Below are 24,955 nucleotides of genomic sequence, written 5' to 3' on the forward strand. Positions count from 1 at the left end.
ATGGAGCCACAAGCCGACGCGGTCCCAAGCCCGGCGATCTCAAGCAGGTCTTTGGGCGGACGGGTGGCCAAGGGCGCCGCTCTGTTGACGGGCGCCAACATGATTGCGCGCGGCATCGGCCTCATCAATACACTCATCCTCTCCCGCTTGCTGATTCCAGAGGATTTCGGGCTGATCGCCATCGGCATGACGGTCATGCAGCTTCTCCAGAATTTCTCCGATATCGGCGTTTCCCAGGCGGTGGTGAAATATCGCGATGCCGATCGGCGGTTTCTCGATACACTCTTCACGCTCTCGATCCTTCGGGGGGCGCTGGTGGGCGGGCTTCTCATGGCAGGGGCGCCCCTTGCCGCGACATTCTACGGCGATGATCGCATCCTCTTTGTCTTTTGCGCTTTTGGCGGGCTGGCTTTCATCAATGCGCTCATCAACCCTCAATTCTACGAATTTGAACGGAATCTGGATTTTCGCCGGGAAGTGCTGGTCAGTCTTTCGGTGAAGCTTGCCGCGGTGCTCATCTCGGTTCTGATTGCCTTGATCTATAAGAGCTATTGGGCCCTGATTTGCGGCTATGGGGCGGGGGTCCTGCTTGAGGTCGTGCTCTCTCATCTGCTGATCCGCGAGGGCCGCCGGCGCCTCGATCTGTCGGCGATGAAAGAATTACTTGGCTTCACCGGCTGGCTCACCGCCACAAGTGCCGTCGTTGCTGCGAATAATAAACTCGAACCCTTGATCCTTGGCCGGATCATCGGCTTTGGGGGGACAGGCCATTATTATCTCGGCGAACAATTTGCCTTCCTACCGGCTTATGAGCTTGCAACCCCGATTGCCCGCGCGCTCTATCCGGGGTTTTCCTCCGTTCAGAGTGATAAAAAAGAGGCGCGGCGGGTATTTCTCCGCGGTGTAGAGGCTCTTGCGGCGATCTCTCTACCGGCATCGGTGGGACTTGCCTTCTTGGCGCATGACTTTGTGATGACAGTATTGGGCGCAAAATGGGCGCCGGTGATTCCCGTTCTGCAAATCCTTGCGCCGGCTTTTGGCTTTACCACGATCTATTGGGCCACCGAAGGACTTGCGCTTGCCCTTGGCCGAGTAAAGCTGGTCTTTTGGCGGGCTCTTATCTATTTTATTATTCGTACCCCGCTATTCATCGCGGCGGCGATCAGCTTTGGATTGACCGGGGCCGTTGTTGCCGCCGCGTTGGCGAGCGTGATTTATGTCGGATTACAGGGCCAGCTCTATAGTCATGTGACCGGGGATCACCCTTTGCGTCCGCTGATGTCCGCGCGCCGAAGCCTTGGCGCCGTAGGCGGGATGAGCCTTTGGTTCCTCTGGGGCCAACCGGTATTCAGTGGGGCCCCGGTCCTTATCGATCTTGTCCTCGGGACTCTGATTGGGGGGCTCATCTATACAGGGTGCCATTTCGGGCTATGGGTGCTGAGCGGACGCTCCAACGGCATTGAGCGTGTAATCCTCAATTTCGGTCGACGCGTGGTGCAGCGGTGAAGCGAGTCCTCCACCTCATCCCCAGCTTTGAGCTCGGGGGCGTCCAGCGTCGTTTGGTGCAGTGCGTTCGGGGTCTGACCGGGTGGGAGCACATCATCATCAGTCTCAGCCCCCATCTTGAGGCAGAGCGGCTCCTCCCTGAGCGGACCAATGTGATGTCTCTTTGCCTTGCCCCCTCAAAAGGGCTTGGCATGGGGAATGTTCTGAGCCTCAGAAAGCAGATGAGGGCGATCGCCCCGCATCTTTATTGCACCTATAATTGGGGCAGCATGGAGGCGGTGGCGGCGATCCGCAGTCTCGGTCACGGCCCGTATCATCTGCACCATGAGGATGGATTTGGCGCGGAGGAGGCCGTTAAACGCTCGCCTGTCAGGAATGCCCTACGGCGTGGCCTCCTGGGATTTGGCCCAGCCCAGATGATCGTGCCGTCCCAGACCTTGCAAACAATTGCGGTACAGGAATGGGGGCTGCCCCGCGACCGCTGTCATTTTGTGGCGAACGGGATCGATATCGACCATTTTGCGCCGCCCCCTGACGAGGCATCGCGGGCGGGGGTGGGAATCGTGGCGGCCCTTCGGCCGGAAAAGAATATTGGCCGGTTCCTGCGTTTGGCAGCGGCTTTCCCCGACACGGCGTTCGACATTGTCGGGGCCGGTCCGCTGAAAACTGATCTCGAAAAAGCCGCTCCGGCCAATGTCCGTTTCCATGGCGCTGTCGCCAATCCGGCCGCTCACTATCGTCGATGGCGTTGTTTCGTTTTAACATCCTCTACGGAGCAAATGCCCCTCACCGTACTTGAAGCGATGGCCAGTGGCCTTCCCGTTGTTGCGACGGCGGTCGGTGACATTGCCCAAATGGTGGCGCCTCAAAATCGGCCCTTCATCGTTCCTTGTGAGGATGAAGAAGGATTGGACACAAAACTCAGAGAAATTCTCACCGATGGGAAGGCGGCCGATGCACTGGGCAATGCCAATCGGCAGCACACCGTTGAGCGGTATAGTCTCGACAATATGCTTGCCACCTACCAGGCGCTTTATGATCGCTTCGGACGTGCCGAGAGCCATATTGAGTTCTCTCGGAATCCAGAACGTCTGTAGGTCTTTGTTTCGGCAAATTTTATTGCGCGAACTTTTTCCTTTGTCGGCTGAAAAGGCTCTAGCGGCGGAGTTCGGCGATGGCCCGATCAAGACCGCCAAGGGTCAAAGGGTACATTCGCCCTTCGATGAGCTGTTGGGTAATTCCCACTGAGGGCGAGTAGGTCCATCGCGCTTCGGGGAGGGGGTTCAGCCAGGCCATTTTCGGGAAATGATCCGTCAATCGCTGCATCCAAAGCGCCCCTGGCTCCTCGTTGAAATACTCAACCGACCCCCCCGGCATTGTGATTTCATAAGGGCTCATCGTCGCGTCGCCGACGAACAAAGCCACATAATCCTTGCCATAGGTCCGAAGCACTTCGTCCGTTCGAACACGATCGGACCACCGACGGGAATTATCCTTCCACATGAAATCATATGTAAAATTGTGAAAGTAGAAATACTCAAGATGTTTGAACTCAGCCCGCGCGGCGGAGAATAATTCCTCACAAATACGGATATAAGGATCCATCGATCCACCGATATCAAAAAAGAGAAGGACACGGACGGTATTGCGCCGCTCGGGCCGCATTTGCACGTCGAGATATCCACTTCGAGCCGTGTGATCGATTGTTCCATCGAGATCGAATTCGTCCGCCGCCCCTTGCCGCGCGAATTTCCGCAGCTTGCGGAGGGCCACCTTGATGTTCCGTGTCCCCAATTGGACATCGTCCTGAAGATTTCGAAATTCCCGCTTTTCCCATACTTTCACGGCACGCTTGTGGCGCGATTGCCCCCCAATGCGGATGCCTTCCGGATGATAGCCGGAATGGCCGAAAGGGGAGGTGCCGCCGGTCCCGATCCATTTCGAGCCGCCTTCGTGGCGCTCGGTCTGCTCCTTGAGGCGCTCCTCAAGCTGCCGCATCAGTTCGTCCCACCCGCCCATTTTCTCGATCGCGGCTTTCTCTTCATCGGTCAGATATTTCTCGGTGACGGCACGCAGCCAATCCTCCGGGATTTCCTGCGGCGCCGGGCCGTCGATTGAGAGGCTCTCAATCCCTTTGAAGACCTCACCGAACACCCGGTCGAAACGATCGAGGTGCCGTTCATCCTTCACCAACACGGCGCGGCTGAAATAATAGAATTGCTCGACGGATCGTTCCGGCAATTCTGCCTGCATGCCTTCGAGCAAGGTGAGATATTCCCGAAGCGACACGGGAACCCCAGCCTGTTTGAGGTCAAAGAAGAATTGCACGAACATGAGGGGAGCTTAGGCGCTCATTGCCCGCTGCCAAGGGATAGGACGGCAAAAAAAGACGCCGTCGCTCAAGCCAAGATCACCTGGGGGCAATGCGTATTGATGCTGGCGGCGCTATTGAGCGGCTTTGAGGCCGCATCGAGCAGGGACGAAACGCCTTTAGGGGGGAACGCAACCACGGCTTGAGGCGGCAGCGAGAGTTCGGTCACGGTCCCTTCGTCAGTCTCCCGCACCGAGAGGCGGGCGCCCAAGGTGCTCGCCATACGGTCTGCAAGGGCGAGGGAGAGGCGCAAGCCCTCCGTCCGACGGGTGAGATAATTCTTATAGCCGGTGAAGGGGCGCAGCGCCCCGCGGCCCCGGCCACTATCGACGAACTGAAGCGTTAGCCCATTTGTGGATCGACGTTGCGCCCGCACAGTCACGGTCGTGCCGCGGTGGCTCTCGGCAATAGCAAGATGCAAGAGGGCCTCAAAAATTTGCTCCACCAACCCGCGATCAGCATGCAAACAAACGTCGAGATCACCTTGCAAACGGATAGGGCATCCCCGTTCAAGGGCTGTTCGTCGTAAGGTGGCAATGCGCCGCTGAACGACGGTTTTCAGCGGAAATGTCGTCCTGACGGTCTCGCCATTACCAAATTCTGCATCCGCGAATCGAAGAGAGGCATCAATGAGCCCCTGTAGCCGTTTGATCGATGTCATCATCTCGGCGACATAGCTGCGCGCCGTTTCCTGATCCGTCGGTTCTGACATCAAAAGGTCAGTGAACCCGGTCAGCGCGTGGAGGGGCGTCCTAAGCTCGTGACTGAGAAGGGCGATGAATTCGGTGCGATCTTTCTCGCACTGTCCCGTCACATGCTGGGTCACGGCAAGCTCTTCGTCGATATCCCGTTCCAATGTGGTCGTCATTTCCCGGGCAGTGATCAGTCGGACCGCATAATCCGCATAGGTGGTCAGCGCCTGAACCTCCTTGGGGCCAAACGTGCTGAGCGGTTGGTCGTGGAGGAGGAGCACCGCCCCGAGGACCTGTCCGTAGACGACGATCTTGGCCCCGGCCAGGAAGCGAAGCGGCCGGGCGATCAGCCCCCCCTCGCCAACGCTTTCGACGTCGTCGCTGGCCAGGGAGGCGGAGCCTGCCGTCATGACCTCTCGCACGAAACTCTTCGCCAAGGGATAGCGTTGCGCGATCACATCGCCAAAAGAGGCAATCGCGGACAAATTGTCGTCATCGGCAATGACGAGAAGGGCGTGCGAGACCCCAAATCGCGTGGCCGCGTGCTGGAGCAATCGAAGATCTTCCTCCCGCTCAACACCATTCAAAAGGCACGCCCGCCGCAGGATTTGATCACGATCAATCATGGGGGGCGAATGTGAATGGGCAGATGAGGAAATGACACCCATGCCAGCGGGTCCCTTATTATGAATATTCTATAAACTCGGAACTACGCTGCTTCGGGGGGCTGGCAAAGGGTTTCTTCTGCACAAAAGCGCTAATTCGCCTTCTGCTTCGTCTCCCCCGCAAAGGGGACATCGAGGCAAATCGTGGTCCCCGTCGCGCCCCGAACGACCGCCAATGTCGCGCCAAGCCCATCTGACAGGGTGCGAACTATTGATGCCCCCATCGTGTTGCTGTCAGGCCAGCTAATGTTATCCGGCATCCCATTGCCGTCATCCATCACTTCAAGACGCATGGCGCCACGGGAGAGGTGACGCAAAGAGACTTCAATGAGTCCCGGCCCCCCCGTAACAAAGGCATGTTGGAACGCATTGGTGATAATTTCTGATGCGATCAGGCCGATACGCGCCGCCGTATCAATGGAGACATCGAATGATTCCGTGCGGATATTAAGACGAATATTTTCTCGGGCCTCAAGATGGCCAATGGCCGAGGCGATTCGCGAAACATACGCTCCCATGGGAATGGTTTGCGTCTCATCGTCTACCGCCTCGACCTGGCCGAGCTCTTGATAGAGTAATTGCAAGGTTTCGACCCTGTGGGCGAGGGCACGGTAGTTCATTTCAGACTTCGAATCGGTTTGTTCCGATTGCAAACGAATCATCGACACGACCAGTTGAAGATGGTTTTTGACCCGATGCTGTATCTCTTTCAGCTGAACAGAGATGGCATCAGGAGAGGTCGTCGCGTCGGAGACCCGCTGTTGAAGGCCCAGAAAGCAGGATAATTGACCTGAATCGTCGAAAATCGGTTCGATCCGAAGATAATTGCGGAAAGGTTTGCCATCGGAACGATAGTTGAGAAGAACGGTTTCGACCGGCGCCGCGCGTTGAAGATGCTCTCGCATCTTTTTCACGGCCTCTTTGTCGGTGTCTGGTCCTTGTAAGAACCGGCAATTACGCCCGAGGGACACCTCAGCCGCATAGCCAGTGAGATTTTCGAACGCCCGGTTCACATAGACGATGGGATTGTCCTCCAACCCCGGATTGGTCAGGACAAAAGCGATCGGAAACCGTTCAAATGCCCGGAGCCGCAATTCGGTTTCGGGGATAGATCCGCTGCCGGTACCGACCAACTGCGCCGTCGCATTTTTGGAGGCATTATTTTCCTGGGTTGTCACAATTTAGCTCCCCGATCGATCGCTCTTAGACGAGCGCAGCCGTCCGGGTCTGAAGCCATCGCGCCGTTGCCTCGGGAAGATCGGGGCAGAGCGTGTCGCAGACTGTTTGATGATAGGTATCAACCCATGCGATCTCCTGCGGTGACAGCAGGGACACATCGATCAACTCACGTTCGAGCGGCGCCAGGGTAATGGTTTCAAACCCATGCATGGGACGATCCCCGCCTTCAATCGGGGTGGCCTCGGTTACGATAACCAGATTTTCGATCCGTATGCCGAATTCTCCCGAGCGATAATAGCCAGGCTCGTTCGAGCAAATCATCCCGGCAAGGAGAGGCTGCGCGATAGCGCGCTTTGAGATATTCTGTGGACCTTCATGCACGCCAAGATAACTCCCAACGCCGTGTCCTGTTCCGTGGTCGTAATCAAACCCTGCTTCCCATAGAGGCAAGCGGGCCAGGCTATCGAGTTGATGCCCTGTCGTGCCGGCGGGGAAGCGGGCCGTGGCCAAAGCGATATGGCCCTTCAACACCAGGGTATAACAGCGCCGCATGGCCTCACTGGGTGTCCCAACGGCCAGCGTGCGCGTGATATCCGTGGTGCCGTCCCGATATTGTCCCCCTGAGTCCACCAGGTAGAGGGAGCCTTGGGTTATCCGTGCATCACTGTCTCGATTGACACGGTAATGCGGCAGGGCGCCGTGGGCACCGGCACCTGAAATCGTGTCGAAGCTGATATCCAGAAGGGCCCCGGTCTCGACGCGAAAGCGCTCAAGCTTTGTCGCCGCCTCGATTTCCGTGAGGCCCCCTGAGGGGGCGGTTTCGGCAAACCAGTGGAGAAACCGTGTCACGGCCGCCCCGTCACGACGGTGGGCGGCGCGAGACCCTTCGAGCTCAGCCATTGTTTTCCGCGCCCGGGGAAGCGAACAGGGGTCGGGGGCTTCGATAATCCGTCCCCCCGCCGCGGTAATCGACTGCGTGAAAATCACCGGCGTGTGATCCGGATCGATGGCAATCGCTTTCCTCTCGCGCCCCATCGCCTCAAGATCGTCGATGAGCTGGGATTCATCGGCGAGGGTCACGGCGCCGCCGAGATGGTCGCGTACTTGTCCGGACATCTTGCGATGGTCGATATACAGGATCGCCCCTCCATTGGCGAAAACCAGGGCCCGTCCCAGGGCGAGGGGGCTCGCATGGACGTCGCCGCCCCGGATATTGAAGATCCAGGCCAGTGAAGGCGGGAACGACAATAGCGCCGCATCGGCGTTGACCGAAGAAATCGCCTCAGCCACGAGCTGTCGCTTCGTCTCATGGCTACGCCCACTGAACGCCTCGGGATGGATCACGACCGGGGCACAAGGGGCGGGGGGTTGGTCGCGCCAAGCCTGATCGATGGGGTTATGGTCCAGGGGACGAAGCTCAAACCCGCCCCGCTCGGCCGCAGCCAAGAAGGGGGCCAGGGTCTTTTTTGAGAAATGGTGGGGATCGTACCCGATCACCGCGCCTTGGGGGGTTGTGTCGACGAGCCAGTCTGCGGGGGAGGTCTCGCCTGAATTGTGCAGCTCAAAAAAGGCGGTATCGACCTGTTCTTTCAATTGGAGCGTGTATCGACCGTCCGAGAAGACAGCCCCCCGCTCTTTGAGGAGGATCGCAAAGCCCGCAGATCCCGAAAAGCCGCTGAGCCACATCAGTCGCTCAGCGTTATCCGGCAGATATTCATTGAAATAGCTGTCGTCGTGGGGAACGAGCAGCCCGTCGAGAGCCAGCTCTCCCATCGCCTCCCGCACTAACGGTACGTGAGCGGCGGCGAACCCCCGATCCGACGAGGGGTCGAAATTTTGAAACATGACGGCCTTTCACTCCACGAAGGGCTGTCCAGGGGGCGGGGGAACTTCCCCCGCCGGATATGCCCTATTTCGCCTCGACCTTTTCCTTACGGTCGAGGTGGATATGGATCTCGTCGATCGCCTTTTCGAGGGATTTTTTCCGCACAGCCGCAACTTCGCGTCCGAACCGCTCACGCGCTTGTTCGAACAATTGCCGCTCAGAATAGCTCTGCTCGGGTTGATCGTCGGCGCGGAACAGATCGCGTACCACCTCCGCAACGGAAACGAGGTCGCCTGAGTTGATCTTGGCTTCGTATTCCTGTGCCCGGCGGGACCACATGGTCCGCTTCACCCGCGCCCGGCCTTCGAGCAGTTCGAGCGCATCGTCGATCTGTTCGGTGGTGGAGAGATTCCGCATCCCCGAAGCCGCTGCTTTGGCCACCGGCACGCGAAGTTTCATTTTTTCGTGTTCGAAATCGATCACGAACAACTCGACCTCAAAATCACCGATCGTCTGCTTCTCCAGATCGACGATGTTACCGACCCCGTGGGCAGGGTAGATGATCTGCGTATTGACCTTGAATTTTTGATTTTTGTCGCGGCGCGCCTCTGCCCGTTTGGCAACCCGCAGAGCAGGACGCATCGGCGCCGGCGCAATCTTCGGCTTGTCGTCGTCATCCTTTGCCGTTTGTGCGTCGGTTTTACTTTTGGGAACGGGGACGTTGGCCGATGACTTCACAGATTTTTTCTCAGTTGCTCTCTTAGGTTTTGAGGACGATGCGGTCTTGGTCGCGGTTTTTTGAGCCGTCGTTTTCGGGGCCGCCGCTTTGGTCTTGGTGGTTTTCGTCGTCGCTTTTTTAGCCGCCGCTTTGCGTGACGCAGCCGGCGCGCGGCTACTTGTCGTGCCGGTGGACTTGTTCACACGAGAGGCTGTTTTCCGCCGCGACTTCGCCGCCGCGGTGTCACTTGACGCCGCATCAGACGATTGTGAGGAGGAGGTGGCTTTGCTCATCGCCAATCCTTTCTTTCGCGCGAAACGGGGTCGCTCCGGAATCCGATAAGCGCCGTTTCATCAAAAAAAGACCGCCCGGCCGGCGGTCTTCCAATTCCTGTTTCTATGGAATCTGCCACAGTAGCGGTAGATATAGCACATCCTGCTCGGAATTGCCACTAGGTCTATTGCGGTGCAAGATGACAAGGTCGAGAGCTTGGGACGCGCGAGGGGAGCGATCGGCAGGGAAGGGGCGATCAATCGCCTTCGCCTGGCTTTTCGCTGAAATGCGTTTCAAGCTTGTTCTCGACATCCGCCATCGCATCCGCCTCGGGCAGGGCCGGTTTTGCCTTTGTGATATTCGGCCATTGTTCGGCGTATTTGGCGTTCAGCTCCGTCCATTTTCCATCGGGGTCTTCGGTGTCGGGCTTGATGGCTTCGACGGGACATTCTGGCTCACACACGCCGCAATCGATGCACTCGTCCGGCTTGATCGCCAGGAAATTCTCGCCCTCGTAAAAGCAGTCCACCGGACACACCTCGACACAGTCGGTGTATTTGCAGGCGATGCATGCATCGGTGACGACATAGGTCATCGCGGATAACTCCTTAGATCTCAGCACGAAAGGCGAAGGCTGGTTATGGAGATCTCCTGACGTTGCCGCAAGCCAAGCCTTGGGGGATCCGCCGCGAAGGGGTGACGCGCCCCGCCTCTCTTTCAGGGGGGCCTTTGGCGGCTCCCCCCTTTCGCAGCGATGAGAGATCGGATTAGAACCCTTTCATGGAAGAGATCATGCCCCCCGAACGTCGCCGGCTTCTCTATCGAGCGCAGCACCGCGGCTTCAAAGAAGCTGACTTGGTCATCGGCACCTTCGCCAAGCAACAATTAGCGGCGATGACCGAGGCGGAGCTCGAGGAATTCCAGCGCCTTCTTGAAGTGCCGGACCAGGAACTCTACGCGTGGATCATCGGTCGAGAGACCGTGCCGACCAATTACGAGGGGCCGGTGATGCGTCAGCTACAGGCTTTTGACTTGGCCGCGATCCTGACCGGAGACGTCTCGCGTGCCTAAATTCGCGGCGGGGGTGGTCCGCTTTCAGCAGCACGTTTTTCCGGAAAAGCAGGAATTGTTTGAGCGCCTGTCAAAGGGGCAATCCCCGGAAGCCTTATTCATTACCTGCTCCGATAGTCGCATCGAAACGGCGATGATCACCCAAACCGACCCCGGCGAGCTATTCATTTGTCGTAATGCGGGCAATATCGTTCCGCCCCATACCGATAATACCGGGGGGATGACGGCCTCGATCGAATTCGCCGTCGCCGCGCTTCGAATCCCGCACATTGTGATATGCGGACATACCCAATGCGGGGCGATGACGGGCGCCATGGACCCCGGCGGCCTTGAGCATCTGCCCCATGTGCGAAAATGGCTCGGCTATGCCGAGGCGGCGGTGGCGATCGTCAAAGACCAGGGGGATACCCTCACCCCCGAAGCTCAAATGCGGATGCTATTAGAGCAAAATGTCATCTTGCAATTGCGCCATCTCGAAACCCATCCCTCCGTTGCAGTCCGTCTCGCCCGCGGAGATTTGCGACTTCACGGATGGGTTTATGACATCGAAAAAGGCACTGTCGATGCCTATGATGCCGCCAGCGGCGCCTTTCGCACTGTCACTGACATCTATGCTGCGGAAGTCGCCCAATACGCCACGACATGCGAGCACGGCGATCACCGTTAGCTGGCGCGCTTGACCTCGATATTCTGTTCCTGAACCTTTCGGTACAGGGTCGAGCGACCGATTCCGAGCCGTCGCGCCACTTCTGACATCTGACCTTTGTAAAGGTCGATGGCCATTTCGATCAGGTCCCGCTCGATATCGGCAAGAGGCCGGATATGCCCGTCGCCGTCGAGAAAGGGCAGCGGCACCGGCGCCGCATCATGATCGTGATCGTAATAGGCGAGGGCGGCGGTCTCCCCATCCACTGTATTTGCCGGGCCATCATGGTCCATCGCCGGGGGCGGCCCACTCGCGATGCCCGCTTCCTCAAAGGCATCCGCCAGGAGGGGGAAGTCGTCGGCGCAAAGCCATTTCCCCGCCGACAGCACCACAGCGCGGAAAATCGTGTTCTCAAGCTGGCGGACATTGCCCGGCCAGTCCTGGTCCACCAAGACCTCCAGCACTTCATGGCGGACACCGCGCACCTCGCGGTTTTCCTCCGCGTTATATTTGCTGATGAAGTGCTTGATCAGCTCTGGAATGTCAGCCTTGCGCTCTCTCAGGGGCGGCAGGTGGATCGGAAACACATTGAGGCGATAGAACAGATCTTCGCGGAAACTGCCCGACGCCACTTCTGTTTCGAGGTTTCGATTGGTGGCGGAGATCACGCGCACATCGACCTTTACCGGCCGTTTGGCGCCGACGGGATCGACCTCGCCCTCTTGCAACACGCGCAGCAATTTGACCTGGGCCTCGAGGGGCAGTTCGCCGACCTCGTCGAGGAAGATCGTACCGCCATGCGCTTCTTGAAACTTTCCGGCGTGCTTGGAGGTCGCGCCGGTAAAGGCCCCCTTTTCATGACCGAAGAGGATCGACTCGACGAGGTTTTCCGGCAGCGCACCGCAATTGACCGTGACGAAGGGTCCCCCGGACCGAGCCGAACAGCCCTGGATCGCCCGCGCGAACATTTCCTTGCCGACGCCGCTTTCGCCGGTGATCAAGATGGGGATCGTCGAACTGGCGGCCTTTTCGCCCATTTTCGCGCACGCGGCGAGGGAGGGGCTCGATTCAAGAAGGTCGTTAAAGGCAAGACCGCCGTCGTGACGGCGCTGCAATCGTTTTACCTCGCCGCGAAGGTGCTTCACATCGAGAACGTGCCGCAGCGAGACGACCACCCGTTCAGGGCTTGCCGGTTTAACGAAGAAGTCCGCCGCGCCCGCCTGCATCGCTTTCACGACCGTATCGACGCCGCCTTGTCCGGTTAGGACGATGACGGGGAGTTCGGGCCGGAACCGCTTGAGCTCCTCGAGCAATTCCATGCCCGAGAGATTGGGCATCAGGAGGTCGAGCATCACAACGCCGACGCGATCCCCATCGCTCGACCGCAGAAGATCGATGGCCAGTTGTCCATCCTGCATCGTGACAACGCAATAGCCCGCCCGTTCGCACACGCCCTGCATCAAACGGCATTGAACCGGGTCATCGTCAACGATGAGGACAGTATGCTGCATCTAGCGAAACCTTTAACTATACTTGAGTGCTTCCCCTTCGACTTAACCTTGTCCCGTAAACATCGGGTGAAGTCAGCGGCGAGTTGTCTCGTTTTGACGCTTCATCCCTGAGAAATCAGGCCAATGCGGCGTGGCGGGCCGGAAGGTCCTTGCGCTCCAGGCTGGGCCGACTATGACACTGTCACTTCACGTCGAATCTGAGGTCGAAGAGATGGCAAAAGACACACAGACCCTTCCCCCCGAAGATACAATCGTTCGTCACCGCAAATTCTATCAGGGCATGATGGATTTCGGCTTCACGGTCTTTCTGCCGGTCGGCGGCGCCGTCAGTCTGTTTGTGGCCCTCGTATTGATGGGGACGGGGGTCCTGACCGCGCTCATCCTCTCATTCTTTGGCTGGTTGGGCCTGCTGGGCATCGCCAAAAGCTTTTTCGTTCACTGACACCAGATCAGGCGGCGCCCGGTTTGGTGACCGCGGCGTCTCGTGTAAGGCGCGGGTCGCCCGTTCCAGTTCTCGATCCAAATGAGGAAGAGCTCATGAAAATTGCCGTCCTCGCTTCGTCACGCGACCCTCGGGTTGGCGCGTCTCCTGAAAGCGTAAAGAAATTGCTTGCCCTTGGGGCCGATGTGGCCATCGAATCCGGGGCGGGCGTCGCCGCGGGCTTTTCCGATGCGGTGTATCAAGAGGCCGGGGCCGAGACGGGCAGCGCCAAGGATGTGCTGAACGGCGCGGACGCCGTGTTCGTGACGGCGCCGCCGGAAAAAGCCCAGCTTAAGCAATTTGCCAGTGGGGCAAAGCTGATTGGTCTTCTCAATCCGTGGGACGAGCAGGAGAGCCTTAGCGATTACGCCACCGCAGGGATCGACGCCTTCGCGATGGAGCTCTTGCCGCGTATCACACGGGCGCAGTCCATGGACGTCTTGTCCAGCCAGGCGAACCTTGCCGGCTATAAAGCGGTGGTGGACGCCGCTGCCGCCTATGACCGCGCCTTTCCCATGATGATGACCGCTGCGGGCACCGTACCGCCGGCAAAAGTCTTCGTCATGGGCGCCGGGGTGGCGGGGCTGCAGGCGATTGCCACGGCCAAGCGATTGGGGGCCGTGGTGTCCGCGACCGATGTGCGCGCCGCCGCGAAGGAGCAGGTGGAGTCCCTTGGCGGTAGCTTCATCTTTGCCAAAGAGGCGATGGAAGAGGGGGAGGGGACCGGCGGCTACGCCAAGGAATTGACCCCCGAGCAACGCCAAAAGCAGCAAGAGCTCGTCGCCGAACACCTCAAGAAAATGGATATCGTGATCACGACAGCGCTGATCCCCGGCCGGCCGGCCCCCAAAACCCTGACGAGGGAGATGGTCGAGGCGATGAAAGCCGGCTCGGTTATCGTCGACCTTGCGGCCCCTCGCGGCGGTAATGTCGAGGGGGGAGAAGACGCCGAAACCTATACCCTTGGCCCCGCGACGGTGCTGGCGCCGAAGAACATTCTCGCAGGGTTGCCCGGTGAGGCGAGTAATCTTTACGCCCGCAACTTGTTTAATTTCGTCACGCTCCTCACCGACAAAGAAGAAAAACGTCTGGCGGTCGACTGGGACGACGATATCGTCAAAGGCGTGGCCCTGACCCGTGACGGGCAAATCATTCATGAACAATTCGGCGGCAACGCACTAGACGATACCCCCGCCGAGGTCGAAATCGTCGAGTCGGAGGAGTCCTGAGCATGGCAAGCGAGAACGCGGCGACAAGCGAACAAGTCGAAACCACCGTCGAAGAATTGCGGCAGGCGGCGGAGCAGGCGAATAACGCCGCCCAAGAGCTGGCGAAATCGGCCGATCAGGTCGAGGGGTTGATCTCCCCTCTGGAGACCTTGACCCAGGCCGCCCATGTTGCCGACTGGGTGTATTTGGGGGCGATTTTCGTCCTGGCGGTGTTCGTCGGCTATTATGTGGTGTGGTCGGTGACGCCGGCGCTGCACACCCCGCTGATGTCCGTGACCAATGCGGTGTCCTCAGTGGTGATCGTCGGGGCGTTGATCGCGGTGGGCGCCGATGTTGCCCAAAGTCCGTCGGGAGGGCTCAGCCGCTTTTTCGGCGTGCTCGGGGTGGCGCTCGCCAGCGTGAATATCTTCGGCGGGTTCCTCGTCACCCAACGCATGTTGGCCATGTACAAAAAGAAGGGGGCCTGAGAGCCCCGACGTATCGCCTGAAATTTTCGGCGAGGAAAAGAGAAGGGAGGATATCACATGACGATGACCGCGCTGACGTCCTTCTCCTTCGTCACGCCGCCGAAGATCGTGTTTGAGCCTGGCGGGAGTGCCAAGCTTGGCGATCTCATGGGCGACCTGTTGGGCGACCGTCCCCTCGTCATTACCGATCCGGGGCTCAGGCGTCTTGGATTGCCGGACCCGGCCCTCAAAAGCCTTGCTTCTTCTGGGTGCGAGGTGACGGTATTTGATTCGGTCGAAGCCGATCCCTCGCTTGCCACCCTCGAAGCGGCGATTGCCCTGGCGAAGGAAAAAGGGACCACTGGGATCCTGGGCTTTGGGGGCGGGTCGAGCCTCGATGTCGCCAAATTGGTCGCGTTGATCGCGGGGTCCGGCGAGGATCTGGAGGCGGCCTGGGGCGTCGCCCAGGCCAAGGGGCCGCGTCTCCCTCTGGCCCTCGTGCCGACCACGGCGGGAACGGGATCCGAAGTCACCCCGGTCTCGATCATCACCCTCCCAGGGGATGAAAAGCGGGGGGTTTCCTCGCCCATCATTGTGCCCGACATTGCGGTGCTCGACCCCGATCTGACCCTCGGTCTGCCGGCGGCCATCACGGCGGCGACCGGGATCGACGCCATGGTGCATGCCATTGAGGCCTATGCCTCAAAGAGTCCGAACAATAATCCGATTTCGCGGTCCCTCGCGCGGGAAGCCCTTTCCTTGCTGGGGGGGCATATCGAGCGGGCGGTGCAAACCCCTGATGACCGTGAGGCGCGCTCGGCCATGCTGATCGGCTCGATGCTGGCCGGACAGGCCTTCGCCAATTCACCGGTGGCGGCGGTGCATGCCCTCGCTTACCCCATCGGGGGGCGCTACCATGTGCCCCACGGCCTCTCCAACGCGTTGGTGCTGCCGCATACATTGCGGTTCAACGCCGCGGATGCGACCTCAAGGGCCTATGAGATTTATGCCGAGATCGCCCCTTTCGCCTTCCCCGATCTCGACCAAGGCGTCGGGACCCAGGCGCTCTCTGCACAGTTTATTGACCGTCTGGGCGCGCTGTCGAAAAAGCTTGGGCTTCAAACCCGGCTCCGAGAAATGGACATATCGGAGGACATGCTGCCGACCTTGGCGCAGGATGCGATGAAGCAGACCCGTCTCCTGGTGAATAATCCGCGCGAGGTCACCGAAGCCGATGCCCTTGCCATCTACAGAGCGGCTTACTGACGATGAGCCGCACCCCTCCGCAAACGCGCGACGCGTATCGTGCCTTCCGCACCCTGACCACACGCTGGGCGGATAACGATATTTATGGTCACATGAATAATGTCGTACATTATTCCCTCTTCGATACCGCGATCAACGGATTGCTGATCGACGAGGGGGTGCTGGACATCCGCGGCGGCGACCAGATTGGTCTCGTGGTGGAAACCGGCTGTCGCTATTTCGCCGAACTTGGCTATCCCGATCCGGTCACCGCAGGCATTCGCGTTGCCCATTTGGGGACGTCCTCAGTCAAATACGAAATCGGTCTTTTCCGTGGCGACGATGACAGTGCCGCCGCCGAAGGGCATTTCGTTCACGTCTATGTCGACGCCGACAGCCGTCGGCCCAAACCCCTTAACCCGCAATTACGGGCGGTCCTTGACCGTCTGTCCGTGTAAAGAAAGTTTCGAGGAGGCCGCTATGGGTAACGATCTCACCGCGATCTTATATATCGTCGCTGCCATTTTCTTCATCTTGGCCCTGAGAGGATTGTCCTCCCCGGAAACGGCGCGGCAGGGGAACAGAATGGGGATGATCGGGATGGCGCTTGCCGTCTTCGCCACCCTCTTCTCCGATCGCTTTTTATCGGGGGCCGGGTTCGGCGGCTGGTTCTGGGTGATCGTGGCCGTGGCGATCGGGGCCATCCCCGGCGCCATTATCGCGCGCCGCGTCGCCATGACCTCCATGCCGCAATTGGTGGCCTTCTTCCACGCTCTTGTCGGCCTGGCGGCGGTGTTTATCGCCTGGGCCGCCTTTCTCGCCCCGCGGGCTTACGGCATTGGCGAACCCGGCGCGATTGAGGGCAGGGCCATTGTGGAAATGGCGCTCGGCGTTTTCATCGGTGCCGTGACGTTCTCGGGGTCGATCATCGCCTTTGCAAAGCTTGATGGGCGGATGTCCGGAAAGCCGATTTTGCTGCCGGCCCGTCACGCGATCAATATTGCCCTAGCGGTGATCTCCCTGATCCTTTTGATCATTCTGTCCACCGGCGGTCAAAGCGCCACCCTGTTCCTGATCCTTACCCTGATCGCCATTGCGCTTGGCTTCTTGCTGATCGTTCCGATCGGCGGGGCGGACATGCCGGTCGTGGTGTCGATGCTGAACTCCTATTCAGGCTGGGCCGCGGCTGGGATCGGCTTCACCCTTGAAAATATGGCGCTGATCATCGTCGGGGCGCTTGTCGGCTCCTCCGGCGCGATCCTGAGCTACATCATGTGTAAGGCGATGAACCGGAGCTTCGTGTCGGTCATTCTCGGCGGGTTTGGCGGCGACGATGCCGCCGCGTCGGGGGGCGAGGTCGAGGAGCGGCCGGTCAAGCAAGGCTCGGCGGATGATGCGGCCTTTATCATGAAAAACGCCGGCAAAGTGCTGATCGTCCCCGGTTACGGCATGGCCGTCGCCCAAGCCCAGCACGCGCTGCGGGAGATGGCCGATATCCTGAAAGAGGCAGGTGTCGACGTGAAATACGCCATCCACCCCGTCGCAGGCCGGATGCCCGGCCATATGAACGTCCTGCTGGCCGAAGCCAATGTGCCCTATGACGAAGTGTTCGAACTTGAGGATATCAATTCGGAATTTTCGACCGCCGATGTGGCGTTCGTCATCGGCGCCAACGACGTGACAAACCCCGCGGCGAAAACGGACAAGACCTCGCCGATCTACGGCATGCCGATCCTCGATGTCGAAAATGCCGGCACGGTGCTTTTCGTCAAGCGCGGGATGTCCGCCGGCTATGCGGGCGTTCAGAACGAGCTGTTCTTCCGGGACAACACCATGATGCTGTTCGGGGACGCCAAGAAAATGTGCGAAGACATCGTCAAAGCAATTGGATGATTGGGCAGAGCCCGTTGATGCAGGGCCCGTGGATGCGGGGGGCGGCTACACACTGCGCTAATGAACGCTTGCGGTGCCATGCCCTCCGCCCCTGAAGGGGGGAGCCCCGACGGCTTTACGCTGTCGGGGGAGTGCCGAGATGACCGAACTGGACGACCTCAGACAAGGGTTTGCGTCCATTCGGGCTCTCCGCATCGCGTAGATCCTCGGGAAGGGTGGAGGGGTCACTTCGCTTGCCGATGGCGAAGGCACAAATGACCTTGTAGGCATTTCCATCGGCGCCAATGCGCTTGGCTGCCTGAGCCTGGTCAAAGCCGCCCATTCCATGCGTGTACCACCCAAGCGCGTTGGCCTGGAGGGTCATCGCCATCCAGGCCGCGCCGCTGTCGAATTCGGCCCAAGCATTTTTGGCTTCTTTCTCGGCAAAATGCCGCCGACAGACGACATAGCCGATAAGCGCCGCCTTCTTCGCCCATTTCTGGTTCTTCGGCGCCAGGGTCTCGAGAAAGTCCTGAAAATCAAGGCCAGTCCGCGGCGCGACGACGAACTGCCAGGGCTGGTCATTGAAACAAGAGGGCGACCACCGGGCGGCGCTGAAGATGATCTCAATCTCTTCGCGACTGATCTCCTGGGTAGGATCGAAAGCCCGTGGCGACCAGCGGTCGATGAATTGACGATCGACGCCGGGGCGCGCGTTTCTCTCTGTTCTGTCCAGGCTCATCGTGTACTCCTTCTCGATAGAGGAGATAGCGGCAATCAGGGCGGCGGAAAGAGCGTTGCCGGTCGCTTGCCTCACCGGCGGCAACTCTTTATCGACACAAGACAGATTGTTGGTTCGGAGACATTTATGCCGCGTATTTGCTTGGTGCGACACGGTCAAAGCCGCTGGAACCTCGAAAACCGCTTTACCGGATGGGTCGATGTCGACCTGACCGAGAAGGGGGAGGCGGAGGCCCGTCGGGCAGGGGAGTTGATGAAGGCGGAAACCTTCAAGCCCGTTCGTGCCTTTACGTCGGTTCAAACCAGGGCCATCCGAACCCTGAATATTGCATTGCATGCCCTCGACCGGCTTTGGGTGCCGGTGACCAAGGATTATCGCCTTAATGAGCGGCATTATGGCGGGCTGACCGGGCTCGACAAGGCCGAGACGGCGGTCAAACACGGCGAGGATCAGGTAAAAATCTGGCGTCGGAGCTATGATACCCCGCCGCCGCCCCTCGATGATCCTTCGCCCTTTCCGTCTCTGACGGATGAACGCTATGCCGGTATCGAGGTCCCCAAGACGGAGAGCCTGAAGCTCACCCTCGACCGCGTGGCTCCTTATTGGCAATCGACCATTGTGCCCGCCATTTCCGAGGGCGATTTGTTGATCGCCGCCCATGGCAATTCGCTCAGGGCGCTTGTCAAACTCCTTTTCGCCGTTGGCGACGATGAGATTACGTCGGTCGAGATTCCAACGGGCAATCCCCTCTTGGTGGAGTTGAACAACCAGATGCGGGCCTCCTCGGCAAAATATTTGGATGACTCGCGCGCTCAGGCGTTGCCGAAGATTTGAGAAGAGTCAGCCGACACCCCGATCTAGGGGCAGCTTCGTCTGCCCTGGGCAAAGTGGCCCGATGGTTGAGGTCGCTCTCACGCCAAATGAGGAACTGAAGACTGGCCCCGATATGATAAAAACCCGAAGAGATCGCCGGGAATATGCGGCTGGTTTCTGAGGCAGATAATAAGTATCTAATAGTACAATACGGCAGCCAGGCTTAAACAGTTCCCCTTGAGAGAAGATTAGACAAAATATTGCAATCGTAATTGACCTCTGAATATTTTGCCATTATCACAATGAAATCCATACTTCATTCCGGGGATAAAATTTGTTGTGAAGCCCACAGGACCATCGCCAATTATACGTCCGTCAAATTGAGCAATTATGGGATCGCTGCCTGTGTTTATGGGAACGATACTCTGCTGGAAAAGGATATTATCGATTCCTCCTAGCCTTTTGACACTTACACTTAGGGTACCCATATTCGTTGTTAGACAGCCAAAACGATTATGAACAGTGAAGTATTCCACTTCACGGTCATTGTTATCACTATAATTAAGTTCGTATACGAGCCCAGGTACAAATACGCCTGGCGCATTTTCGTGTGAGCTAATTCCCTCAGGTGATGACAAAATTGTTGCTTGAACTACGGTGTCCCCCCACTGGTGCTTTGCCACTTAGGGTGAATGCTAAATCCGAAGCGCACAAGCTATAATTGCATGGCGCATAATCATCGCTTGATTTTTCGGCGTGTGAGGATGGAGGCAGAGCCTACATCCATATCGAAGGGGCGTTCCAAGCCGTGTCCGTCATGGAAGAACGGCTATTGTGAGAGTTTCAACACTCGAGGCCCTTTTCGTGGGGGACATTATTGAGAGGCCAACTCACCGGGGAAGGGGAGGCCTTAATAGCACCGGAAGGTGCGATACTCCCACCCCGCGGCGGAGAGGGCCGGTTGCTGTGGCGCTGGCGTGGCTCTGACATACCCTTTGGCCCGGCACTGATTGGTCCCGGCCGCGTAGAGCTCAGACTGATTGTAATTATCAGGGTCATATTGCACGGTGACCACCGCATTCGGGTCGTAAGTATAAGGGGGGACAGATCCGCATGTCCCCAAGACGGTGACCGGAAGGAAAGCCAGCAAGCTCTTTTTATTCATGACCCCACGCCCGTACTGCTACCCGCAGCTGAGTGTGGTCGAGGGCGCGATCAGACGCAAGAGATCAAACGAGATCCCCCTTATCCGCCATAAGGATCAAGGGAAATTGGGGGGAAGAGATTTCCTCTTCCCCCCACAAACACCCCTATGAATGATTATGCGGCGTTCGAGGCGCTCAAGACGGCGGGCTGATCGCCACTGGTCTGACCGATCTCGATTTTACGCGGCTTTTTCGCTTCGGGAATTTCCAAGGCCAGAAGAACCGTCAGCAACCCATTTTCCAATTGGGCGCCGCGGACGGTCAGATGCTCAGCGAGCCGGAACCGGCGGTCAAAATTGCGGCCGGCAATGCCTTGGTGAAGATATTCCCGGTCTTCGTCCTGATCGGAATCGCGCCGACCACTCACGCGCAATTCACGGTCAACTACCTCGATTTCGAGATCATCCTGGGAGAACCCTGCTACTGCGAGCGTGATCTCGTAGTCCGTTTCTGAGGTGCGGACGATATTGTAAGGGGGGTATCCACCGCTTTCGAGCTTGGTGGCATTATCCACCAAGTCGTTGAACAGCTTGTCAAAACCGACGGTGGAACGGAGAAATGGTGTCAAATCGTAGCTTCTCATGTCATCCTCGTTGTGAGCAATAACCAACGATCTTCCCTCCCATGCGGCGAGGGGGATCGGTCAGACCATAATAGTCCTGACAGGGCGCATGTGTGGATAAGTCCTGGGATTTCAAGAGTGGCTGATCTCGGCTTCCGACGAAAACGCCTTCATTCACCGGCAGAGGCAAGCTAGGAAGGCAGGAGAGGAGAGTCCCCCATGCGATCATATCTATTGCCCAGTCTGTTACTACTCACAGTCGCTGCTTGCGGCGGTGAACCGGAAAATGTGGGGGGCACTGATCTTGGACCTTCTGAAGTCAATGAAAATCGGGCGGCGAGTGAAGACCGCACGACATCTAGCGGCCTGACCCTTACGGCGGCTATCGATCATCCGGCGCGGGACCCCGACGATCGCGCCAGAGACCGCTTCCGGCATCCGGTTGAGACCTTGGAATTCTTCACCGTTGTGCCCGACACGACGATCATGGAGATCTGGCCCGGGGGAGGGTGGTATAGCGACATTCTCGTCCCGTATATCAGTGAGAACGGGGGTACCTATATCGCGGCGCTCTCCGCCGCCGGTGATCGCGCCGAAAAGGCCGAGGCTTTTCGGAACGACTATCCTGACCATACGGTCGAGGTGACAGTCTTTGGCAAGGATACAGGCCCCCTGGCCACGGCCAGTTCGGTCGACCAGATCCTGACCTTTCGAAACGCCCATAACTGGGTCGATGGCGGCTATGCGGAGAAAGCCTTCGCAGACTTCTTCGACGCCCTGAAACCCGGCGGGACGTTGGGACTGGTGGATCATCGTCTGCCCAGCGAGGCGGATCCAGCACAGGAACAGGGGACTGGATATCTCAAAGAAGAGACCGTCATCGATTTGGCGGAGGCGGCCGGTTTCACGCTGATCGCGCGCTCGAACATCAACGCCAATCCTCTCGATACGGCGGACCATCCCTTCGGTGTCTGGACCTTGCCGCCGGTCAGCCGGACCGAGGCCAGGGACGGGAGTGTGCCTGAGGGGTTCGATCCCCAAATCTATCTGGCCATCGGTGAGAGTGACCGGATGACGATCCTGTTCGCAAAGCCGATTACGGCCGATGGACCGCTTCTCGAATAGTGGTCGACGAAGATATCATCGACGCCGCGCATACTTTTTTCATTAGCTCCTTCGAAGGCGTCATTCGGATCGAAGTTCTTGATGCGACCTTCGCCCTATGGATCGATGGTCGGGGGACAGGTATGCCGTTAATCTCGCGTGATCCGCCTGCCGATCTTCAGTCCCATTTCTGTTTATGGCGGGTTGATTATATCGACCTGATGCCGATCCTGCGGGAAGGCGCCCGGCGGCTGGAGGCGAGTTTCATTACCGGTCGCCTGGCGATCAGCGGCGATATGGGCGTTATGGCCCGGCTGGAGATCGGCGATGGGTGACGCCCCGCTGATCACGGTTCCTCACAATCCGCTGCCTGAGGGATTGTCGGCTTTTTTCGTGTCTTCCTATGATGGGGCCACCCTCCGTCTCGCCACGCTGAACGGGCCTTCCGGTCCGTCGGCGCCGGGACGGCGGGGGGCGATCCTGGTTCATCCGGGGTGGGCGGAATATATCGAAAAATATGGGGAGGTCGCGGAGGAATTGCACCACCGCGGGTTCGATGTGCTGCTTCTTGATCCCAGGGGACAAGGCCTGTCCCAACGAGTGAGCCCAGGGGACGACCGGGCTCTCATCGATAATTTCGATAAATTTACTGAGGATTTTTCCGTCGCGGTCGCGGAGATGACGGCGCGATATGCCCCGCCCTACCACGTCCTTGCCCATTCCATGGGGGGATTGATCACCCTTCTGAGTTTATTGAAGCCATCACCAATTGCCGTGGAGAAGGTCATACTCAGTGCGCCCCTGACGCGTCTGTTTTCCGGCGATCTTACGCGCGGTGTGACGCGTGGACTTGTCTCAACAATCTGTCGGCTCGGCTTTGGACGCCGGCCCCTTGCGGGGCGGTCTGATCAAGCCATGAATTTCGAGATCAATCGGTTGACCCATGACCCGATCCGCCACGAGCGATTCCGCCAACTCCTCCTGGCGCGCCCCGATACAGCCGCAGGTCCCCCCCGCTTTGCGTGGGTGAGAAGCGCGTTCCGTGCGATGGATACCCTGACACCGGCGGCGCTTAATCGGGCCCTCCGCCATCCCATCCTCGTGGCCTCGGCCGATGCCGATGTGACCGTCGATCCGCGCCATCATCGCGAATTGGCCGTGACGGTTCCCAATTGGCATCTCGTCCGTATTCCGCATTCCCGTCACGAAATCCTGATGGAGAAGGACGTCTTTCGAACACAGTTCTGGCGCGCCTTTGACGATTATCTTCCGCCGGTCCCGCCGATCGATAAGGCATAGGCGCCGCCCCCGACCTCTTCGATATGCCCATCGAGGAGAAGGTCGAGAAGACAGTCCGCCAGCGTTCCCGGCGCGAGGCCCGTTTCGCGAAGCAGAACATCGCGGCTGGTCGGTGTGACGCTCAACAGATTGCGGACCCGCTCCTTGAGGTCTTCTGTGATCTGAGGGGCTTCATAGGGGGAGGGAAGTTCTTGAAGCGTGATAGGCTGCGCCCGGTGCTCCTGTTCGAGAAGCTCCAACACATCCTCCGCATGACGAATAAGGGTAGCCCCGCTTCTTAACAGTCGATTGGTTCCTGCCGAACGCGGATCGAGGGGAGAGCCCGGCACGGCTCCAATCTCCCGCCCTTGTTCATTGCCCATCCGCGCGGTGATAAGGGTGCCGGAGCGTTCAGCGGCTTCGACCACGACGATCACCCGGCTGAGACCGGCAACGATCCGGTTACGGCGGGGGAAATCTTGGCCCTTTGCCCGACGGCCAATCGCATCCTCGGCGAGGATCAAGCCTTGCTTCCCTATAGCCCGATAGAGATCGGCATGATCAGGCGGATAGATCGAATCAATGCCGCCCGCAATGACAGCAATGGTCCCGGTCTTCAGGGCGCCCTTATGCGCAGCTCCATCGATCCCCCGCGCGAGACCAGAGACCACCACGCAGCCCGCCTCGCCCAGATCCGCCGCTAGTGTCTCAGCGAGGCGGAGACCGGCGGAGGACGCATTCCGTGCGCCGACGATGGCCACGGCGGGACGCGTGAGGAGATCCCCCCTTCCAAGCAAGGTCAGCACAGGGGGCGGATCTTCGATCGCCCGAAGAGCCGTTGGATAGGACGGATCCGTCAAAGAGAGGAGGGTGGCCCCATATCCATGGGCATCCGCCCATTCAGCCCGGGCCGCCGCCGCCGATGGGAGCGCCAGCGACCGCCCCTTGCGCGGGATTTCACCAGAGTCGAGGCCGCGAATCACGGCGATGGCTGAGCCGAACCGGTCAATGAGCCGACGAAAAGTGAGGGGGCCGAGCCCCACGGTTCGGGCAAGGCGAAGAGCGGCCAGCGTTTCGTCGCTGACCCCCTCGACACTCAAAGGGCGGCGGCGTCGGTTTCCCCGGTCCGGATCCGAACGGCCCGCTCCACTGTCGTCACGAAGATCTTACCGTCTCCGATGCGACCGGATTGAGCCGCCTCGGTGATCGCTCTTAGGACATCGTCGACAAGACTGTCCTCGATCACGATCTCGATTTTAAGTTTCGGCAGGAAATCAACGACATATTCGGCGCCGCGATAGAGCTCGGTATGGCCTTTCTGACGTCCAAAACCGCGCGCTTCTGACACCGTCATGCCCTTAAGGCCGAGGGCCTGCAGGGCCTCCTTAACATCGTCAAGCTTGAACGGCTTGATGAGGGCTTCGACCTTCTTCATCCGGGGTCTCCATGGCAATTCAATGACAGCGTACTTATCCACCGCATGATAGGCAAGAAACCTTCATAACGGCGATAGAAGAGCTT

At 58.9% G+C, this 24,955-nt stretch carries 26 protein-coding genes; 14 read left to right on the forward strand and 12 right to left on the reverse strand.

Translation table 11 applies throughout. The features are described 5' to 3' along the window. Together PB2503_RS10200 and PB2503_RS14080 are read left to right on the forward strand one after the other, a co-directional pair. Window positions 1–1,506: a lipopolysaccharide biosynthesis protein gene (locus tag PB2503_RS10200; protein ID WP_041534983.1), complete on the forward strand. Its 1,506-nt coding sequence runs from the start codon at window positions 1–3 to the stop codon at window positions 1,504–1,506. After that, complete coding sequence (locus PB2503_RS14080) at window positions 1,503–2,603, forward strand: glycosyltransferase (RefSeq protein ID WP_013301177.1); 1,101 nt, start codon at window positions 1,503–1,505, stop codon at window positions 2,601–2,603. The genes PB2503_RS10200 and PB2503_RS14080 overlap by 4 nt, the downstream gene beginning before the upstream one ends. A 58-nt stretch (window positions 2,604–2,661) precedes the next feature. Here PB2503_RS14080 and PB2503_RS10210 read toward each other — a convergent pair whose 3' ends face one another. From PB2503_RS10210 to fdxA, 6 genes are all read right to left on the reverse strand, one after another. Continuing rightward, window positions 2,662–3,840: a vWA domain-containing protein gene (locus tag PB2503_RS10210; RefSeq protein ID WP_013301178.1), complete on the reverse strand. Its 1,179-nt coding sequence runs from the start codon at window positions 3,838–3,840 to the stop codon at window positions 2,662–2,664. Between the two features lie 65 nt (window positions 3,841–3,905). Further along, a complete protein-coding gene (locus tag PB2503_RS10215; protein ID WP_158305845.1) occupies window positions 3,906–5,195 on the reverse strand; it encodes a sensor histidine kinase in 1,290 nt (429 codons plus the stop codon). Between the two features lie 131 nt (window positions 5,196–5,326). Further along, window positions 5,327–6,412, reverse strand: coding sequence for a sensor histidine kinase (locus PB2503_RS10220; RefSeq protein ID WP_013301180.1), 1,086 nt, complete (start codon window positions 6,410–6,412; stop codon window positions 5,327–5,329). A 25-nt stretch (window positions 6,413–6,437) separates the two neighbouring features. After that, window positions 6,438–8,258, reverse strand: a complete 1,821-nt coding sequence (locus PB2503_RS10225) for an aminopeptidase P family protein (protein WP_013301181.1) — start codon at window positions 8,256–8,258, stop codon at window positions 6,438–6,440. Between the two features lie 64 nt (window positions 8,259–8,322). Next, window positions 8,323–9,249, reverse strand: a complete 927-nt coding sequence (locus tag PB2503_RS14385) for a CarD family transcriptional regulator (RefSeq protein ID WP_013301182.1) — start codon at window positions 9,247–9,249, stop codon at window positions 8,323–8,325. Window positions 9,250–9,485: 236 nt separating this feature from the next. Continuing rightward, window positions 9,486–9,824: a ferredoxin FdxA gene (fdxA, locus tag PB2503_RS10235; RefSeq protein ID WP_013301183.1), complete on the reverse strand. Its 339-nt coding sequence runs from the start codon at window positions 9,822–9,824 to the stop codon at window positions 9,486–9,488. Between the two features lie 197 nt (window positions 9,825–10,021). Between fdxA and PB2503_RS10240 the strand changes: the two genes are divergently transcribed. Both PB2503_RS10240 and PB2503_RS10245 read left to right on the forward strand, forming a co-directional pair. Beyond that, window positions 10,022–10,300, forward strand: coding sequence for a succinate dehydrogenase assembly factor 2 (locus PB2503_RS10240; protein ID WP_148235255.1), 279 nt, complete (start codon window positions 10,022–10,024; stop codon window positions 10,298–10,300). Beyond that, window positions 10,293–10,967 carry a carbonic anhydrase gene (locus tag PB2503_RS10245; RefSeq protein WP_013301185.1) on the forward strand — a complete coding sequence of 225 codons (675 nt, stop codon included), beginning with the start codon at window positions 10,293–10,295 and terminating at the stop codon, window positions 10,965–10,967. The genes PB2503_RS10240 and PB2503_RS10245 overlap by 8 nt, the downstream gene beginning before the upstream one ends. Here the strand turns inward: PB2503_RS10245 and PB2503_RS10250 are convergent. Next, window positions 10,964–12,457, reverse strand: a complete 1,494-nt coding sequence (locus PB2503_RS10250; RefSeq protein ID WP_013301186.1) for a sigma-54-dependent transcriptional regulator — start codon at window positions 12,455–12,457, stop codon at window positions 10,964–10,966. The two genes, PB2503_RS10245 and PB2503_RS10250, sit on opposite strands and share 4 nt — an antisense overlap. A gap of 211 nt (window positions 12,458–12,668) precedes the next feature. On the opposite strand from PB2503_RS10250, the gene PB2503_RS10255 reads away from it, so the two are divergent. From PB2503_RS10255 to PB2503_RS10280, 6 genes are all read left to right on the forward strand, one after another. Further along, window positions 12,669–12,899, forward strand: a complete 231-nt coding sequence (locus PB2503_RS10255; RefSeq protein ID WP_148235256.1) for a hypothetical protein — start codon at window positions 12,669–12,671, stop codon at window positions 12,897–12,899. A 95-nt stretch (window positions 12,900–12,994) separates the two neighbouring features. After that, window positions 12,995–14,167: a Re/Si-specific NAD(P)(+) transhydrogenase subunit alpha gene (locus PB2503_RS10260; protein ID WP_013301188.1), complete on the forward strand. Its 1,173-nt coding sequence runs from the start codon at window positions 12,995–12,997 to the stop codon at window positions 14,165–14,167. A gap of 2 nt (window positions 14,168–14,169) precedes the next feature. Further along, window positions 14,170–14,634: an NAD(P) transhydrogenase subunit alpha part 2 gene (locus tag PB2503_RS15165; protein ID WP_013301189.1), complete on the forward strand. Its 465-nt coding sequence runs from the start codon at window positions 14,170–14,172 to the stop codon at window positions 14,632–14,634. 72 nt (window positions 14,635–14,706) lie between these two features. Next, on the forward strand, window positions 14,707–15,879 hold the full coding sequence (locus PB2503_RS10270; RefSeq protein WP_162467714.1) for an iron-containing alcohol dehydrogenase: 1,173 nt from the start codon (window positions 14,707–14,709) through the stop codon (window positions 15,877–15,879). A 2-nt stretch (window positions 15,880–15,881) separates the two neighbouring features. Next, window positions 15,882–16,316 (forward strand): acyl-CoA thioesterase, encoded by a 435-nt coding sequence (locus tag PB2503_RS10275; protein ID WP_013301191.1) that lies wholly within the window; start codon window positions 15,882–15,884, stop codon window positions 16,314–16,316. 22 nt (window positions 16,317–16,338) lie between these two features. Continuing rightward, on the forward strand, window positions 16,339–17,751 hold the full coding sequence (locus PB2503_RS10280; RefSeq protein WP_013301192.1) for an NAD(P)(+) transhydrogenase (Re/Si-specific) subunit beta: 1,413 nt from the start codon (window positions 16,339–16,341) through the stop codon (window positions 17,749–17,751). Between the two features lie 115 nt (window positions 17,752–17,866). Here the strand turns inward: PB2503_RS10280 and PB2503_RS10285 are convergent, their stop codons facing one another. After that, window positions 17,867–18,547, reverse strand: coding sequence for a nitroreductase family protein (locus tag PB2503_RS10285; RefSeq protein ID WP_013301193.1), 681 nt, complete (start codon window positions 18,545–18,547; stop codon window positions 17,867–17,869). 51 nt (window positions 18,548–18,598) lie between these two features. Between PB2503_RS10285 and gpmA the strand changes: the two genes are divergently transcribed. Beyond that, window positions 18,599–19,306, forward strand: coding sequence for a 2,3-diphosphoglycerate-dependent phosphoglycerate mutase (gpmA, locus tag PB2503_RS10290; RefSeq protein WP_013301194.1), 708 nt, complete (start codon window positions 18,599–18,601; stop codon window positions 19,304–19,306). A gap of 889 nt (window positions 19,307–20,195) precedes the next feature. On the opposite strand, the gene PB2503_RS14575 is transcribed toward gpmA, so the two are convergent. Next, the gene (locus PB2503_RS14575) at window positions 20,196–20,450 is read right to left on the reverse strand and encodes a hypothetical protein (protein ID WP_148235257.1); all 255 of its coding nucleotides are present in this window, start codon (window positions 20,448–20,450) and stop codon (window positions 20,196–20,198) included. A gap of 155 nt (window positions 20,451–20,605) precedes the next feature. Next, on the reverse strand, window positions 20,606–21,073 hold the full coding sequence (locus PB2503_RS10300) for an Hsp20 family protein (protein ID WP_013301197.1): 468 nt from the start codon (window positions 21,071–21,073) through the stop codon (window positions 20,606–20,608). A 198-nt stretch (window positions 21,074–21,271) separates the two neighbouring features. Here PB2503_RS10300 and PB2503_RS10305 point away from each other — a divergent pair, with 198 nt between their 5' ends. The 3 genes from PB2503_RS10305 to PB2503_RS10315 are packed head-to-tail and all read left to right on the forward strand — an operon-like array spanning window position 21,272 to window position 23,455. Next, window positions 21,272–22,177 (forward strand): class I SAM-dependent methyltransferase, encoded by a 906-nt coding sequence (locus PB2503_RS10305; protein ID WP_013301198.1) that lies wholly within the window; start codon window positions 21,272–21,274, stop codon window positions 22,175–22,177. Continuing rightward, complete coding sequence (locus PB2503_RS10310; RefSeq protein ID WP_013301199.1) at window positions 22,177–22,491, forward strand: SCP2 sterol-binding domain-containing protein; 315 nt, start codon at window positions 22,177–22,179, stop codon at window positions 22,489–22,491. The genes PB2503_RS10305 and PB2503_RS10310 overlap by 1 nt, the downstream gene beginning before the upstream one ends. After that, window positions 22,484–23,455, forward strand: a complete 972-nt coding sequence (locus PB2503_RS10315; protein ID WP_013301200.1) for an alpha/beta fold hydrolase — start codon at window positions 22,484–22,486, stop codon at window positions 23,453–23,455. Before PB2503_RS10310 ends, PB2503_RS10315 begins: the two co-directional genes overlap by 8 nt. Here PB2503_RS10315 and dprA read toward each other — a convergent pair. Beyond that, complete coding sequence (dprA, locus tag PB2503_RS10320) at window positions 23,419–24,534, reverse strand: DNA-processing protein DprA (RefSeq protein WP_013301201.1); 1,116 nt, start codon at window positions 24,532–24,534, stop codon at window positions 23,419–23,421. The two genes, PB2503_RS10315 and dprA, sit on opposite strands and share 37 nt — an antisense overlap. After that, on the reverse strand, window positions 24,531–24,869 hold the full coding sequence (locus PB2503_RS10325) for a P-II family nitrogen regulator (RefSeq protein ID WP_013301202.1): 339 nt from the start codon (window positions 24,867–24,869) through the stop codon (window positions 24,531–24,533). Before PB2503_RS10325 ends, dprA begins: the two co-directional genes overlap by 4 nt. Between the last annotated feature and the right edge of the window lie 86 nt (window positions 24,870–24,955).

Origin of the sequence: Parvularcula bermudensis HTCC2503 (assembly GCF_000152825.2) — a bacterium.
Classification (GTDB): domain Bacteria; phylum Pseudomonadota; class Alphaproteobacteria; order Caulobacterales; family Parvularculaceae; genus Parvularcula; species Parvularcula bermudensis.

Excerpts from the sequence above, each read along its gene's own strand:
- PB2503_RS10200 (WP_041534983.1), top strand. The coding sequence starts at position 1 with ATGGAGCCACAAGCCGACGCGGTCCCAAGCCCGGCGATCTCAAGCAGG.
- PB2503_RS10210 (WP_013301178.1), bottom strand. The coding sequence starts at position 3,840 with ATGTTCGTGCAATTCTTCTTTGACCTCAAACAGGCTGGGGTTCCCGTG.
- PB2503_RS10215 (WP_158305845.1), bottom strand. The coding sequence starts at position 5,195 with ATGATTGATCGTGATCAAATCCTGCGGCGGGCGTGCCTTTTGAATGGT.
- PB2503_RS10225 (WP_013301181.1), bottom strand. The coding sequence starts at position 8,258 with ATGTTTCAAAATTTCGACCCCTCGTCGGATCGGGGGTTCGCCGCCGCT.
- PB2503_RS14385 (WP_013301182.1), bottom strand. The coding sequence starts at position 9,249 with ATGAGCAAAGCCACCTCCTCCTCACAATCGTCTGATGCGGCGTCAAGT.
- fdxA (WP_013301183.1), bottom strand. The coding sequence starts at position 9,824 with ATGACCTATGTCGTCACCGATGCATGCATCGCCTGCAAATACACCGAC.
- PB2503_RS10240 (WP_148235255.1), top strand. The coding sequence starts at position 10,022 with ATGCCCCCCGAACGTCGCCGGCTTCTCTATCGAGCGCAGCACCGCGGC.
- PB2503_RS10250 (WP_013301186.1), bottom strand. The coding sequence starts at position 12,457 with ATGCAGCATACTGTCCTCATCGTTGACGATGACCCGGTTCAATGCCGT.
- PB2503_RS10255 (WP_148235256.1), top strand. The coding sequence starts at position 12,669 with ATGGCAAAAGACACACAGACCCTTCCCCCCGAAGATACAATCGTTCGT.
- PB2503_RS10260 (WP_013301188.1), top strand. The coding sequence starts at position 12,995 with ATGAAAATTGCCGTCCTCGCTTCGTCACGCGACCCTCGGGTTGGCGCG.
- PB2503_RS15165 (WP_013301189.1), top strand. The coding sequence starts at position 14,170 with ATGGCAAGCGAGAACGCGGCGACAAGCGAACAAGTCGAAACCACCGTC.
- PB2503_RS10275 (WP_013301191.1), top strand. The coding sequence starts at position 15,882 with ATGAGCCGCACCCCTCCGCAAACGCGCGACGCGTATCGTGCCTTCCGC.
- PB2503_RS10280 (WP_013301192.1), top strand. The coding sequence starts at position 16,339 with ATGGGTAACGATCTCACCGCGATCTTATATATCGTCGCTGCCATTTTC.
- gpmA (WP_013301194.1), top strand. The coding sequence starts at position 18,599 with ATGCCGCGTATTTGCTTGGTGCGACACGGTCAAAGCCGCTGGAACCTC.
- PB2503_RS14575 (WP_148235257.1), bottom strand. The coding sequence starts at position 20,450 with ATGAATAAAAAGAGCTTGCTGGCTTTCCTTCCGGTCACCGTCTTGGGG.
- PB2503_RS10300 (WP_013301197.1), bottom strand. The coding sequence starts at position 21,073 with ATGAGAAGCTACGATTTGACACCATTTCTCCGTTCCACCGTCGGTTTT.
- PB2503_RS10305 (WP_013301198.1), top strand. The coding sequence starts at position 21,272 with ATGCGATCATATCTATTGCCCAGTCTGTTACTACTCACAGTCGCTGCT.
- PB2503_RS10315 (WP_013301200.1), top strand. The coding sequence starts at position 22,484 with ATGGGTGACGCCCCGCTGATCACGGTTCCTCACAATCCGCTGCCTGAG.
- PB2503_RS10325 (WP_013301202.1), bottom strand. The coding sequence starts at position 24,869 with ATGAAGAAGGTCGAAGCCCTCATCAAGCCGTTCAAGCTTGACGATGTT.